The sequence below is a fragment of the Brevibacillus ruminantium genome (assembly GCF_023746555.1).
Classification (GTDB): domain Bacteria; phylum Bacillota; class Bacilli; order Brevibacillales; family Brevibacillaceae; genus Brevibacillus; species Brevibacillus ruminantium.
This window is the reverse complement of sequence record NZ_CP098755.1, coordinates 3024307-3039453: the sequence shown is the minus strand read 5'-3', so window position 1 is coordinate 3039453 and position 15147 is coordinate 3024307. Positions and strand designations below refer to the sequence as shown.

The window sequence follows — 15147 nt, the reverse complement described above, 5'->3', positions numbered from 1 at the left end:
TAGGGGAGCGGATATTCTGAAAGGCCGCGAACGTACGAGGTGACCAGAGATTGAATCGTTTCATCGTAGTAGACTTCGAAACCACGGGGAGCCACCCGAGACAGGGAGACAGTATCATCCAGATTGGTGCTGTCACCATCGATGAGGGAGTTGTTACCGGATCTTTTTCCACCCTGATCAATCCGGGCCAGGCTATCCCCCCATTTATTCAACAATTGACCGGCATAACCGACGAGATGGTTGCAGATGCCCCGACATTGGAGGATATCCTGCCGAAATTCCTGCCGATGCTTGAGGGACGCACATTCGTCGCGCATAATGCCAGCTTTGATTTGCAATTCTTGCAAGATGCCCTGCTAAGCCAGGGCTATTATACGTTTGACGGATATGTATTGGACACCGTGGAGCTGTCCCGTTTTCTCCTGCCGATGCAAGGCAGCTACCGGCTCGGAGAGTTGGCAGACGACCTGCAAATCGAGCATGATCGTCCACACCAGGCAGACAGTGATGCGATCGCAACCGCCCAGCTCTTTTTGCATTTGCTCCACATTTTGGAGGAGCTTCCGATGGTCACAATCCAGCGGCTGCAGATGCTGGTTTCTTCCTTTCGATCTGATTTATCAGAGCTCCTCCGCTTTATGGAGCTGCAAAAATTAGCCTCTTTGGACGAGTTTGCTGCAAAAATGGCGCCAGAGAGCGCCGAGGAACAACCGCAAACCCAGTCCGGTGCCGAAAAATGGGATGTGTACAGGCAGTTGGCTCTGCGCAAAAAGCCAGAGCGTCTCAAAGCTTCCTTGAAAAGAGGGGGGCCGAATCTCCTCCCATTTGACGACATGATAGAGCAAATGATTGCCGAGAGGGCTGCTATTGCCCAAAATCTGCCGGGCTATCAACGGAGAGAAGCGCAGGAGTCCATGATGCGGGCTGTCTATCAAACGATGGCGACAAGCAGGCATCTCCTGGTTGAAGCAGGGACCGGAACAGGGAAATCACTGGGGTATTTGCTTCCGGCGATTCTTTGGGCCAAGCAACAGGGTGAGCCCGTCATCATCAGCACCAATACGATTCAATTGCAAGAGCAGTTGTTTCATAAGGAAATTCCCGCGCTGAAACAGTCTTTGCCTTTCTCCTTTCGCGCCGCGACACTAAAAGGGAGGGGGAATTACCTCTGCCTGAGAAAATTTGAACAGACGCTGGAGGAGCCAACGGAAGGAAGCAGTCAGGAGCTGTTGATGGTCAAAGGGCAGATGGTGACCTGGCTGACCCAGACGGAGACGGGCGATGTAGAAGAGTTAAGCATGCCTTCAGCAGGGCAGCTTTATTGGCAGCAAGTAAAAAGTGATACGGATTCGTGCTTGCATCGGAAATGTCCGTGGTTTAGTCGCTGTTTTTATTTTCAAGCCAGGGAGAGAGCGGGCACGGCTGATTTGCTGATCGTCAACCATGCGCTTCTGGTGACCGATTTACAAGCGGAACATCGTATCCTTCCCGCCCACGACGTCGTGATCATCGATGAGGCCCACCATCTGGAAAATGCGGCTACTCATCACATGGGCAAGCAGTTTTCGACTGCCGGGCTCCTGTTTTTGCTCGATCGGGCCAATCCCGAAGCCGGCAGCTATGTGGAGCGATTTGCCCATGCGCTGCACAGTTGGATGCAGCAAGAGTCGGGTAGTAGTGAAGCGTCTTTTGCCTCCAACCTGGAAAAGATGAGTCATGAGTATGTGAAGCTGAAGGATCCAGCGATGCAGTTAACGCAGCTTCTTTACCAATGGGCGTCTGATCGCGGAGAAGAAACCTCCGATACAGGAAGAGATACTGTCCGTTACCGCATCAGTCATTTTTCCGGCAAGCACGAGAAGATACGCAAAACGGCCCAGAAGCTGATTGAACATATGTCGCTCTATGGAGCCGGCTTGGATATGCTTGTAAGATCCACACCGCCAGGAGAAAAGGTCCCCTATGAAGTAAGCAGTCTGTTTACGGATGTCAGCGGTTTGTTGAACGAATGGCAAACGGCGATGGAAATGCTGCACTTCTTTTTGCTGGAGCCAACTGATGAGTATATGTGCTGGATGGAGATTGAATCCAGAACACCGAAAAAACAGGTCTTTTTTTATGCGGCTCCTCTTCACGTTGCCCAAAACCTGGCTGAACCGCTGTTTGAAGAGAAGAAAAGTGTCGTGCTTACTTCTGCTACACTGACGGTGAAAGACAGCTTCACCTACATCATGGAGCGAATGGGGCTGGATCGGCTCCCGGAGGATCGTGTCCAAACACTTCAGTTGCCTTCGGTGTTTGATTACGAAAAGCAGGGGCTTCTGTTGATTCCCTCGGGTCTTCCGACTCTGGGTAAGGAAAGTGAGCAAGAATATCTCCATGCCGTCATCCAGGGATGTATCGACACGGTACGGGCAGCAGGAGGAAGAACGATGATTCTCTTTACGTCGTACTCGATGCTTAGGCAGGTTTATCAGGGGATGAAGGAGCAATTGAGCGATGAGCCGTTTACACTTCTCGGCCACGGCATCGACAGCAATAACCGGACCAAGCTGGTGCGTATGTTCCAATCGCTAGAACATGCGGTGTTGCTCGGGACCAGCAGCTTTTGGGAAGGGGTCGACATTCCCGGGGATGCACTGAGCTGTCTGGTAATCGTTCGCCTTCCGTTTACGCCGCCCAATCATCCCGTGTATCAAGCACGTGCAGAGGAACTGAAGGAGCACGGGAAAAATGCATTTATGTCTCTCGCCCTTCCTCAGGCGGTGATTCAGTTCAAACAAGGCGTGGGCAGACTGATTCGTCACCAGGATGATCGCGGTGTAGTCATCGTCCTTGACACGCGTATTGTCGAATCTCGTTACGGGCGTTCCTTCTTAAAATCACTGCCCCCATTTGACGTTCATACGGGCTCTTGGTTAACTCTGCGGGAAATGATCGTTCCGTTTCTCGGGGGCATGCAATCCCTGCCTGACTCATAAAATGAAGCAATAGTCTCTCAGGGATCTAGGTGATAAAATAAATGCTGTGGAAAGCGGGAAGAGCTTGGCTGTTGGTCATCGCTGTCATGTTTCTCATGATACCCGGCTGCTCGATCGACGACCACTTGCAACAAACGGTTAAGGTTGAAGATCCGTTCGCAAGTGAAGATGAACGTAACTTCGTTGGACTTGTCATCTCTTATCTGGAATTGCCACATGGGGAAGCTACGTTGATTCGATTGCCGGGTGGCAAGCACATGCTGGTGGACACTGGTAGTGCCGAAGATTGGCCCCAATTGTACAACGCTTTAACCGAACGGAAAATTACGCGGCTGGAGTATGTCGTGCTGACCAATGATCTACCCGAGCATATCGGCGGATTCGCTTTTTTGGCGGAACGTTTCCTCATAGAGAAAATCATGGTGCCTGCTCTGATTGAACTGCCAATCCGCAAATTCGCGCCCGTCAAAAAGGATCAGAAGCTTCTTCCGGTCGTCGAGGGGGAGCAGATCAAGCTGGATGAAGAAGTAGTGCTGGAAGTGCTTCATCCGGGTGAACCGCTTTTTCTCTCTCCTCAGGACAATTCATTGGTCTTTCAATTGCGACAGGGTGAGCTACCTTTTTTATTTGTCAGCAGTATCAGTGAAAAGGCGGAAGAAAAGTTGTTGCAAAAGCAGAAGGATCGCCTGAAAGCAGCAGTGCTGAAGGTGGCTGACCAAGGAAGCAATCAGGCAAGCTCCCAGCCTTTCCTGAGCAGGGTAGACCCTCAGGTTGCTGTTATCTTGACAGGCAAATCGAGATCTGAAATCAGGGAGGGTCAGGAAGAGGTTCTGGAGCGTCTCGGCGAGTCTTGGGCGGAAACCTATATTACAAGTCAGGACGGAACCATAACGATTCTCTCCAACGGGAAGGATTACCGCATCTTGAAAAGAAAAAAATAAAGGAGGATCGACCGTACGTGGCCAAAAGTGAAAAGATTTCGGAAGCCGTAGTTCGTCGCTTGCCGATTTATCTCCGCTATCTCAGCTATCTGCAGCAAGTGGGCGTGACGACGGTGTCCTCCCAGCAGATGGGAAAAAATCTGGATGTAAATCCCGCACAAATCAGAAAGGATCTGTCTTCTTTCGGTGATTTTGGGAAAAAAGGCATTGGGTATGATGTGAATTATCTGGTGGAAAAAATACGCCAGATCCTAAAGTTGAGTGAAGAAATTCGTGTAGCCCTGGTTGGTGCCGGTCATCTCGGACATGCAATAAGCAATTATAATGCACATGTTGAGGATTACATGAGGATCGCCGCTATTTTTGACAATGACCCGGAGAAATGCGGAAAAATGCTAGCGGGCATCAAGATCCAGCCTCTGGAAGAATTGAAACAGACGGTTAATCAGCAAAACATACGTTTGGCCATTATCACAGTCCCGGCTGCGGCGGCGCAATCCGTCGCCAACCTCCTGATTGAAGCAGGGATTGAAGGGATTTTGAATTTTGCCCCAACAACGATTCGCACAGAGCATGATGTCCGGATTCACTACGCCGATGTGACGTCGAGCTTGCAAAGCCTTGCTTATTATCTTACATAACAGAACGGAGTGGAAATCGATGCAGAAAAAAACCATCCTCACCCATGCAACAGTCATTACAGCAAATGATCAAAACGAAGTGATCCAAGACGGTGCTGTCGGCTATGAAGGCAGTGTCATTACCTATGTAGGGCCGACGCCTGAGGATGTTTCCGGATACGACGAAGTGATCGACCTGAAAGGAGACTACCTGCTTCCAGGCTTGATCAATACACATGGTCACGTCGGGATGTCGCTTCTCCGTGGCTATGCTGATGATTTGCCGTTGCAGCAATGGCTGGAGGACAAAATGTGGCCATTGGAAGCCCAGTTCACGTCAGAGCATGTGAAATGGGGTACATACATTTCCCTGATCGAAATGATTCGGACGGGAACTACCACTTTTGTCGACATGTACGACCATATGGATGAGGTAGCAAAAGCGGTAGATGCATCGGGGATGAGAGCCCGTCTTTGCCGAGGCATGATTGGACTTTGCTCAGAGGAGGAACGTCAGGCAAAACTGCATGATGCCGTTGCTTTTGCGCATGATTGGCACAACCAAGCGAACGGTCGGATCACCGTCATGATGGCTCCGCATGCTCCATATACCTGCCCGCCATCCTTTATCAGCCAAATCGTGGAAAAGGCAGAGGAGCTTGACCTGCCTATTCATATACACATGTCGGAGACCGAGTGGGAAGTAGGGCAAAATGTCCAGGATTACGGTGTTCGTCCTGTAGCCCACCTTGAAAACCTGGGGGTATTTAACCGTCCCACATTGCTGGCCCATGCGGTTCATCTCACGGATGAAGAAATCGATGTATTGGCAAACTATCATGTAAAGGTATCCCATAATGTCGTCAGCAACCTGAAGCTGGCCAGTGGAGTGGCTCCTGTTCCAAAAATGCTTGCCAAAGGCATCCGCGTATCGCTCGGTACGGACAGCAGCGCCAGCAACAACAATTTGAATCTCTTTGAAGAATTGAAGCTGGCCGCCATTCTTCATAAAGGCGTTAACCATGATCCCGTCGCCGTTCCGGCAGAAGAAGCCCTGCGGATGGCTACCCGCTATGGTGCAGACGGTGTGTTCCAGCCGGAGGCACTCGGTTCCATCGAAACGGGCAAACAAGCTGACCTGATCGTGTTAAACAGCCGCCAAGCGCATTTTCATCCTGCTCATAACCCTGTATCGCATGTGGTTTACGCTGCCAATGGCCGCGATGTCACTGATACGATTGTGGCAGGGACGTTCGTCATGCGCAAAGGTGAGCTTTTGACTGTTGACGAAGAGCGTGTGATTTTCGAAGCCAATCGGATGTTTCAGATGCTGAAGCGATAAGGAAAAGGCTCCTGCCATTCATGACAGGAGAAAGGGTTGTGTAGGTGTAGGTAGAGGGATTTTGATTGACCACCATGCCGACTTATTTTCGCCATACTTCCATCAGGGAGGTATGTCGAAATTCCAGTGTGGATGAGTGAGACGATGCTCTTAGAGGTGACGATAATGCTGCCCAGGAGACGCGATAATCCTGCAGCATCGACCCTAAGAGGTCAGGAGATGTCGATTGGTTAGACAGCTTCACGCGCTCACCTCCTCGGGGTGTATCTGTAGTATGGCCTCGGGCTGCACTCATATGTTTAGCAAGTTTTCCGTCCCGTTCTAAAACCTTCCCATCTTTCATACGCATAAGGAAAATGGGGACAGGGGTGAAGGGACTTGTATATAAAGCCCAAACAACTCTGGTGGTTGCCGACATTTTTTCTCGTCCTGTTTACCTTGGGAGCTCTGCTCGGCCACCTCCATAATCGCCTGGAGATTCGCGAAGCAAAAGTGATCGCACCCGCCGACAGGGAGAAGGCCGATCGGGCAATGATTGCTTCTTTATTAAATCAGGTGATGGCTGACAAAGAACGCTCTTTCTCTATATTTTTGAAAAACGATGAATTGAAGGGGACCTATAAGGGAGAGAATTTTCACGTAACCGGTGAGATCGCCGGTCATCGTTTTGAGCTTCAGCGTGAAGATGAGCAGGTCCAAGTCGCAATCGACGGTGAGACCCAAGATCACCAAGGCTTGCCCTATTCCCTTTACACGCCGCATCAGCACGCAGCGATCTTAAAGGACAAACTGGAGCGCGTTTCGCTGCTCCCCGTAGCGGACAGCTCTGGTCAAGGGTGGCAAGGGTATCGCCTGTCCGTACCCGCGACAGAGATTACCGACCTGTTATCGCTGTGGCTGGGTCCATCCTTTCCTATACAGGACAAGACACCGAGGCTGGCAAAGCAAATTGCAGTCGAATACCAAATATGGTACGATGGACCGACGCGTGAATTGCGGCAACTCGAAATCTATTTGCAAATGCAAACAGCAGCCGGATTGAAGCAGGATCAGCTTTCATTCCGACTGTGATGTGAGGGAGAAAAAGGAGTTTTACCTGTGTATTTGAGGATAACGACAATAGTGCTAGCTGCTTTGCTGCTGATCGTCCTGGGTTCTGCCTATCATCTAAGTGCCACAGTATTGGGGAAACAGGCTGATTTTGAAAACAAGGTGAGAAACTGGGTCCAGGAACGGACGACAATTACCGAGATCGATTCGATTGACGAGTATCGAGGTAAACAATCGTATGCGGTGGTTATCGGGAAAAACCGCGCAGGAACAAAGGTCATTGCTTGGCTGACAGAAGACACGATTGCTTTTGATACCATGGAGAGAATGGTAACCCGGGAAAGTGTCGAAGCATCGGTGAAACAAGGGTTCCCGACCGGTAAAATCCTTCACCTCGTTCCGGGAATGGATGAGAATTCCCGTTTTTGGGAAGTGACCCTGAAAAATGCGGATGGCCGATTCCACTACATTCATTACGATTTATACACAGGTGCCGTTCTCACTTCATACCTGGTTTCCCCCTAACAGACCTGAAAAAGCCTTTCCAACCGGAAGGGCTTTTTCATTTCCATCCAACAACTGTAAGCAAAAATTGATATACGATTATGCTATACTGAAACCGTTGACAAAAGAGACAGACACGCTCGAATAGTTGGGGGGAGAAGCTGTGCAATTGCGAAAAAATGCCATCGCCCTTTCATTGCTCGCCACGCTGATTCTCTTGTTCGGCGGTTGGTTTTTATACCAAAAACTGGAGGTAGAACAACCGATTCGCGATCAGGTCGGACAAATGCAATCGGCTGATCTCGTGCAATTGAATGTGGGCAAAGATCATATACAGATAGATTTGAAAGTAACCAATCCAGAGCTGTTCCCGCTGGAGTATAAACAACTGCTTCAACAGGCAAAACAGCTCACGCGTGATATGCCGATTGAGGTAACGTTGAACAATCAGTCGAAAGAACTGGAGCAAGTCTGGATGAACGGGTTGTTTTCGTTTACAGAAGCGGTAGATTTACATCAGTACAGCCGGATTCCGGAGATGGTCAGTCAATGGAAAACGACCTACAAACTGGATGAGGCCATCGCACAGATGGATGCGGATCATGTATACGTGTACTTGAAGCGCGGCACAAATGATTATTATGCAATCGTTCCGCGTACGTCAGATAGTGAGGTGATTGCCCGTGGGTAAAGAAGTCGTGATCGGGGTCATCCCTGCCGTTCTGGTGTTTCTGTGGTTTTTGGGAATCAATATCGTCCCTTTTCTTGTCTTTGCCGTTGTGCTGACCGCTCTTTTCTTTTTTGTCAGCAGACAGGGACAGGGCAATTTCTCCCTGGGAGGAAAGGGGAAGCAATCGAAGCATCTGGTACCGCAATCGACCGTGCAGTTTGCTGAAATTGGCGGTCAGGAGAGAGCGAAAAACGAATTGAAGGAAGCTCTCGACTTCCTCAAGCATAAGGATCAAATCGAGCAGTACGGCATTCGTCCGTTGAAAGGAGTGCTGCTCACGGGCCCGCCGGGAACAGGGAAAACACTGATGGCAAAAGCGGCAGCAAATTATACCAATTCTGCTTTTGTCGCGGCTTCCGGCTCCCAATTTGTAGAAATGTACGTGGGGGTAGGGGCTCAGCGTGTCCGTGATTTGTTTAAAGAAGTAAAAGCATTGGCAGAAAAAAACGGACAAGACAGCGGGATTATTTTTATTGATGAAATCGACGTCGTCGGTGGAAAGCGTGACGGACAGCAGCAGCGCGAGTACGATCAGACACTGAACCAGCTGTTGACCGAGATGGATGGCATCGGAACAAGCGTGAAGCCTCGGATTCTGATCATTGCGGCAACCAACCGCAAGGATATGTTGGACCCGGCCCTTCTTCGTCCAGGCCGTTTTGACCGTCACATCAGTGTCGATTTGCCGGACAAAACAGCTCGTGAACAAATCCTGGTCATCCATACGGCGAACAAGCCACTGGCATCTGACGTTTCGCTGGAGCAGGTGGCACAGGAAACCTTCGGATTTTCCGGAGCCCAGTTGGAGAGCGTTGCAAACGAGGCAGCGATTTACGCGATGCGAGATCAGTCCGAGAAGATCGAAGCCCGTCACTTTGCCTATGCGGTAGACAAAGTGATGCTCGGTGAAAAGGTAGACCGGGAAGCTTCTGGTGAAGAGAAAAAGCGTGTCGCCATGCACGAGCTCGGTCATGCGATCATCAGTGAACTTGTGCGTCCCGGTTCTGTCTCTCAGGTTACTCTGAGCCCGCGTGGCAAAGCATTGGGGTACGTCCGTCAAAATCCGATGGAAGACCGTTATCTCTACACGAAAGACGCTCTGGAAAAGCAGATTATGGTTTGTCTGGGTGGAGCTGTTTCCGAGGAGATTTACTACGGCGGCCGCAGCACCGGTTCGAAGAACGATTTTGAGCAAGCGCTGAACATGGCCCAAGAAATCGTTCAAAGCGGAATGTCCCGTCTAGGCATCGTCCACATGGGCTACGTAGCCAAAGAGCGGATTCACGATGAGGTAAACCATTTGCTTGAAGAGCTTTTGGACCGGACGAGGACGCTTTTGAAAAAATGCGATACTGTGTTCCAAGAAGGCTTGCGGACATTGATGGAAGAGGAAGTGCTCCAAGGGGATGCTTTCCGCGGTCTGCTGACCTCCCATATAAAATCTGGTGAAGAGCTTGCGGTATAACGCAGGCTCTTTTTTATACTTTCGGAATGCACTTAATTTCGCTAATGCATTAAATGGTGAAAGTATAAGAAAAACTAAGGCTTTCGCTATTTTACTTGGCGATAAGCCAAGTTTTTCTAATGCAGTAACACGCTGACAATACCTAGCTTTCTGCTTGGCGAAGCTTATCTCGTAGAATATTTTTGCACGTAGATAGTGCCCAAAAAGTCTCATCTTGAATATTCTGAATGAGGACATGGACGATTTCAGGAGGGAAAAGGATACCATGGCAAAGGTGAACCGTCGGAAAGTGAGTAAAAATCTGGTGAAGAAGTCGGAGAGGCTGGATATTCCTTTGCTGCAAGGCGAAATGGATGTGGACTGGCTGGAAGACCTGGAGTCAGACCAAGAAGTGGCAAACGGAAAAGAGCGGCCGATGCCGGCATCAGTACCAAATGTCGTGAGGGAGACATTTGAAGTGGAACAGCCTCAGCCTCTGCAGAAGTTTCCGAGAACCAATGTCAATTCGAACCAAACCACTTTTTCCAAAATCATCAAAGAACGCCGTCAGGAAAAAGATCATTCCATCGTATATACGGATGATTTGATCGACCAGGCAGTAACCACGGAGAAGATCGCCAATCGTGCCATCGACTCGTCAAAAATCAAGACAGGAGCGATCGACACCAATTTGATCAAGGATTACGCCGTTGACAGCTCCAAGCTGGCGGAACGATCGGTTACATCCGGCAAGATTGCGCCAGAAGCCATACAAACCTATCACATTGGCAAAAGTATCATCACAAGTGAGATGATTCAGGATCGAGCCCTGACAGCTGATAAAATTCAAAATGGCAGCATTACCAGCGACAAACTAGCCGATAAAACGATTGATTCGATCAAGTTTGCGGATGGGGCCGTCCAAACAAAGCATATCCAGGAACAGGCGATTACAAGTGAGCTGATCCAGGATCAGGCCATCACCTCGGAAAAAATCAAAATGGGCACGATTCAGACAGTCAATTTGGCCAATCATAGCATTAACTCAGTGAAACTGGAGGATTACGCGGTAACGAATGAAAAGATCAGAGATGGAGCGGTCACCAGCAGCAAAATCGACGAAGAGTCGATCGAATCCTATCACATCAAGCGCAACGCTATCCTCCATGAGCATCTGGCTGAAAGAGCCGTTGATTCACTCAACCTGATGCCAGGCAGCATTTCCAATCAGCATCTCTCCTCCTTTTCTGTCCAATCCCAGCACCTAGCCCCCGAGTCGGTTACAGGTCAAAAAGTCTCCCCTTACGCAATTACCACCGAACATCTCGATGACGGAAGTATTACCGCTGAAAAATTAGCCAAAGAATCTGTAGGAAGCGTACACCTGCAACCAGGGGTGATTCAGTCTATTCATCTTCAGGACAACAGTGTTCATCACAAGAAGCTGGGTGATAACCAGGTTACGACGAGCAAGCTGGCGGATCATGCTGTCACTGCGGACAAAATTGCTCCACACTCCGTACACAGCCGACATTTACTGGAAGAATCCGTCGATAGCAAACATCTGGTCAAAGGATCAATAACAGGTGAAAAGCTGGCTCGTGGTGCCATCGACTCCGCCCATCTGAATGAAAGACTGATCAGCAATATTCACCTCAAAGACCAAATTATTCAGACCAATAATTTGGCCGATCATGTCATCACCACTTCCAAACTGGCCGCTGAATCCATTTCAACCGACAAAATAACCGAGTTGAGCATCACAACATCGAAAATCGCGGAAGGTGCGATTACCTCATCGAAGCTTGCCAGTGAATCAGTCAAAACGAGACATCTGTCCAAAAATATCGTGACGAGTGAGAAACTCACTGACAAGGTAATACAATCCAAACATCTCCAGTCGGAAATTATTCATACCGATCATTTGCAGAGTCTCTCTATTACCTCGGATAAGCTGGCAACAGGCAGTGTTACCCGCGACAAAATTACCCCTCGCAGTATAGATCGGTCTCATCTTGATTTGCAATCGGTTACGAGTGAACATTTGCAAAAGCAATCAATAGGTGAAGAGCATATTAAGGCGGGGGCAATCACCTCCGAACATATTCAGCCCATGTCCATCCAAAGCAAACATATTGGCGCCGAAACGGTGGGAACCCAACATCTAGCCCCGCAATCTGTTACATCGGTGCAGATCAAAGAAGATGCAGTAACTTCACGCCAGCTTGCAGATCGCAGCATTACCAGCGAAAAAATGAGTTTGTTTTCTGTCACTACTGATCATATAGCGGATCGAGCCATCACTCGTGACAAGATCGCGACAGGAACGATTCGCGGAGAGCATCTCCTGGATAGCTCGATCGGAAGCTGGCATTTGGCCGAGCGAAGTATAGCGACCAGACATTTGCAGGCGGGAAGCGTCAAAAGTGAGCAGATCGCGCCGAGTGCTATCACAGGTGAGCATTTGGAAGCGGGTGCCATTAATGCATTTCATATAGAAGATGGTGCTATCACCACGGATCTTCTGGAAGACGGAGCTGTAACCCCGGAAAAGCTGGCTTTTCAACCGGTCGAGTCAAGCCGGGAAGAAGGCGCAACCGTACAGCAATACGGTTTTCAGTCGTTCCAATTGTCGGCCAGCAAGAAATCTGTGGATGTAACGATCAGGCTGGACGTCCCCTTTGCGAATACGGACTATGCACTGGTGGCGATGACCAATCGAATCGGTTGTCAGGTCGCATTCAAGATAGGCAACCCGTCAACTGCTATCGTGACCGTCTACCGTAATCGCTCCGGCCAAGAACAGAAAGGCATGATCCAGTGGATTGCGATTGGAGAACGGGGATTTGAAGAGGGGGCAGGAAACGAAGAGTGGATAGGTGAGACACTGGATGATGAGAATGTCTTGCAGGCTGCCGAAGAGGACCAGGAGCTGGATCACAACGACAGTGCACCAGAGTGTGAAGAGGGGGACGAATCGGTGGATGTAAATTTGCAGGAGGAGGGTGATCCAATAGATACTGAAGAAGGTGAAAACGAAAGTGAAAATGAAAGTGAAAATGAAAGTGAACCTGCTGAAGCCGTAAACGCGGACGATGACGAGCAGGAAAAAGATTGAGAAAAAACGAAAACGAACGAATTGATGAAAAGGCCTCGCTTCTATGAGCAGGGCCTTTTTTGAATGGAAAATTAGTTACCATAAAATTATTATGGTATACTATTTTGCTTAGTCTTTCATTGAATTCAGCTACGCTGGATAGTATAATGAAATCGGTATCACTATCGAGGATATTGTTGTGTAGTGGCAAAATGGAGGGAAATAAGCCAATGATGACAACCATTGCCCAGGTCGGGCAGCATGTTGGACAAGAAGTACGTTTGGGCTGTTGGCTGTTTAACAAGCGCAGCAGTGGAAAAATACAATTCTTGCAGCTCCGTGACGGCTCTGGATTCATTCAGGGCGTCGTCGTTAAGGCAGAAGTTCCGGAAGCGGTATGGGAAGCAGCCTCCCAGTTAACGCAAGAAAGCTCTGTATACATAAACGGAATTGTTCGCGCGGATGACCGTGCACCAAGTGGATATGAATTGACTGTAACCGGTATCGAAATTATCCAAATTTCGCATGATTACCCGATTTCGCTGAAGGAACACGGAGTGGATTTCCTGATGGATCACCGCCACTTGTGGCTGAGAAGTCCCCGTCAGCGTGCGGTAATGGCGATTCGTTCGGAAGTCATCCGTGCCGTCAATGAGTATTTTCACCAAAACGGTTTTTACAAGGTTGATCCACCGATCTTGACCCCAACCTCGGCAGAAGGGACGACCAATCTCTTTCATACGAAGTATTTTGATGAGGATGCGTACCTTTCCCAGTCGGGTCAATTGTACATGGAAGCAGCCGCAATGGCGTTGGGACGGGTGTATTCGTTTGGGCCAACCTTCCGTGCTGAAAAATCAAAGACGCGTCGTCACTTGATTGAGTTCTGGATGATCGAGCCGGAGATGGCATTTGTCGACCATGAAGAAAATCTGCGCATCCAGGAAGAATTTGTTTCCCATGTGGTGCAAAGCGTTTTGAAAAATTGTCAGCGTGAACTGAAGACACTGGACCGCGATACGTCCAAACTGCAAAATGTGGTTGCTCCATTCCCGCGGATTTCCTATGATGATGCGATCAAACTACTCCAAGAAAAAGGCAGTGAAATCAAATGGGGGGATGATTTTGGAGCCCCCGATGAGACGTTGATCGCGGAACACTACGACAAGCCTGTCTTCATCACAAAATACCCGACTGAGATCAAGGCATTTTACATGAAGCCGGACCCTGATCGTCCAGAAGTGGTCATGTGCGCGGATCTGATCGCTCCAGAAGGCTATGGAGAAATCATTGGCGGAAGCCAGCGGATAGACGATCCTGCCCTGCTGGAACAACGTTTTCAGGAGCATGAGCTCTCCGAAGAAGCATATCAATGGTATTTGGACCTGCGCAAATACGGAACCGTGCCGCACTCCGGATTTGGTCTTGGTCTTGAACGCACGATCGCTTGGATTTGCGGTCTGGATCACGTTCGCGAGACGATTCCATTCCCTCGCATGCTCTACCGTCTTTACCCGTAAGCTGGCGGTTTGCTCTCTTGCATCAAGCCGTGTCATTTTACAGTTTGAAACACCCTGCTGCCGGAGGGCGGCAGGGTATTTACGTTCTTTCATCAATCCGAACAGCACGCCACCTTGCAATTATGGCGATGAGGTGAAAAAGTCTCATGGAAACACAACTATTACAGGTATTGCAAGAAGGAGCAACTTCCATTTCCAACCTGTTGTTGAAAAAATATAAACAGACATCCCTGACGGATGAAGAAATGATACTGATTATCCATATTTTATCATTTCAACAGGAAGGAAATCGCTTTCCGACGATTCAGGAGCTGCAAGACAGGATGTCAATGTCTCCTGTTAAACTGATCCAAACCTTGCAAAAATTGATTAAAGAAGAATGGATCAGTATTGACGAGTATATTGATCCGGAAACGGGCATGCGCCATGAGCTGTACAATTTAACTCCGCTCTACCGAAAGCTCTACCAAAGCTGGCGCGAACAGCAAAATGCTACGCGGATGATTGATCCGATGGTTGAGCCATATGCCGAACTGGCCAGTGCCATTGAGACTGAGTCCGTTGGATTGTACACCCGTTTTGAACAAGTATTTGGGCGGCCACTTTCACCCTTTGAAATAGAAACCATCCATATCTGGACTGAGCAAGACGGTTATCAGGATGAATTGATTCTGACTGCTTTACGGGAAGCGGCTACAGTCGGAAAGCTGCACATTCGATACATCGACCGTATCTTGTTGGAATGGCAAAAGCAGCAGATAACCAGTGTAGAGGAAGCACGTCATTACAGCCTTCGTTTCAGGAGAAATATGCCAGCCAGTGATCAGCGACAACCACTTTGAGGATTTCCACGAAGTGGTTTTTTCTTTTCCCTCTGCTCAAGTACCTATTAAGTTTTTCGTTCATACGATAAAAGGA

Annotated in this window: 11 protein-coding genes; all 11 read left to right on the top strand. The window is 49.0% G+C overall.

Annotated features, from left to right (window positions below):
- Window positions 1–50: 50 nt before the first annotated feature.
- Entirely contained in the window at window positions 51–2981 is a 2931-nt protein-coding gene (dinG, locus tag NDK47_RS14935) for an ATP-dependent DNA helicase DinG (protein WP_251870555.1), read from the top strand.
- 41 nt (window positions 2982–3022) lie between these two features.
- The gene (locus NDK47_RS14930; protein WP_251870554.1) at window positions 3023–3922 is read left to right on the top strand and encodes a ComEC/Rec2 family competence protein; all 900 of its coding nucleotides are present in this window, start codon (window positions 3023–3025) and stop codon (window positions 3920–3922) included.
- A 17-nt stretch (window positions 3923–3939) separates the two neighbouring features.
- Entirely contained in the window at window positions 3940–4563 is a 624-nt protein-coding gene (locus tag NDK47_RS14925; protein ID WP_251870553.1) for a redox-sensing transcriptional repressor Rex, read from the top strand.
- A 19-nt stretch (window positions 4564–4582) separates the two neighbouring features.
- The gene (locus tag NDK47_RS14920) at window positions 4583–5884 is read left to right on the top strand and encodes an amidohydrolase (RefSeq protein WP_251870552.1); all 1302 of its coding nucleotides are present in this window, start codon (window positions 4583–4585) and stop codon (window positions 5882–5884) included.
- 378 nt (window positions 5885–6262) lie between these two features.
- A complete protein-coding gene (locus tag NDK47_RS14915) occupies window positions 6263–6955 on the top strand; it encodes a hypothetical protein (protein WP_251870551.1) in 693 nt (230 codons plus the stop codon).
- Window positions 6956–6982: 27 nt separating this feature from the next.
- On the top strand, window positions 6983–7459 hold the full coding sequence (locus NDK47_RS14910) for a cell wall elongation regulator TseB-like domain-containing protein (RefSeq protein ID WP_251870550.1): 477 nt from the start codon (window positions 6983–6985) through the stop codon (window positions 7457–7459).
- Between the two features lie 142 nt (window positions 7460–7601).
- The gene (locus NDK47_RS14905; RefSeq protein WP_251870549.1) at window positions 7602–8129 is read left to right on the top strand and encodes a hypothetical protein; all 528 of its coding nucleotides are present in this window, start codon (window positions 7602–7604) and stop codon (window positions 8127–8129) included.
- Entirely contained in the window at window positions 8122–9633 is a 1512-nt protein-coding gene (locus NDK47_RS14900; RefSeq protein ID WP_251870548.1) for an AAA family ATPase, read from the top strand. Before NDK47_RS14905 ends, NDK47_RS14900 begins: the two co-directional genes overlap by 8 nt.
- A gap of 265 nt (window positions 9634–9898) precedes the next feature.
- The gene (locus tag NDK47_RS14895) at window positions 9899–12730 is read left to right on the top strand and encodes a WIAG-tail domain (protein ID WP_251870547.1); all 2832 of its coding nucleotides are present in this window, start codon (window positions 9899–9901) and stop codon (window positions 12728–12730) included.
- Window positions 12731–12939: 209 nt separating this feature from the next.
- A complete protein-coding gene (gene asnS, locus NDK47_RS14890) occupies window positions 12940–14229 on the top strand; it encodes an asparagine--tRNA ligase (protein ID WP_251870546.1) in 1290 nt (429 codons plus the stop codon).
- Window positions 14230–14375: 146 nt separating this feature from the next.
- The gene (locus NDK47_RS14885) at window positions 14376–15071 is read left to right on the top strand and encodes a DnaD domain protein (RefSeq protein WP_251870545.1); all 696 of its coding nucleotides are present in this window, start codon (window positions 14376–14378) and stop codon (window positions 15069–15071) included.
- Window positions 15072–15147 lie beyond the last annotated feature (76 nt).

What these genes read in the sequence shown, in the direction of transcription:
- NDK47_RS14930 (WP_251870554.1), top strand. Translation starts at nt 3,023, where the DNA reads ATGCTGTGGAAAGCGGGAAGAGCTTGGCTGTTGGTCATCGCTGTCATG.
- NDK47_RS14920 (WP_251870552.1), top strand. Translation starts at nt 4,583, where the DNA reads ATGCAGAAAAAAACCATCCTCACCCATGCAACAGTCATTACAGCAAAT.
- NDK47_RS14895 (WP_251870547.1), top strand. Translation starts at nt 9,899, where the DNA reads ATGGCAAAGGTGAACCGTCGGAAAGTGAGTAAAAATCTGGTGAAGAAG.
- asnS (WP_251870546.1), top strand. Translation starts at nt 12,940, where the DNA reads ATGATGACAACCATTGCCCAGGTCGGGCAGCATGTTGGACAAGAAGTA.
- NDK47_RS14885 (WP_251870545.1), top strand. Translation starts at nt 14,376, where the DNA reads ATGGAAACACAACTATTACAGGTATTGCAAGAAGGAGCAACTTCCATT.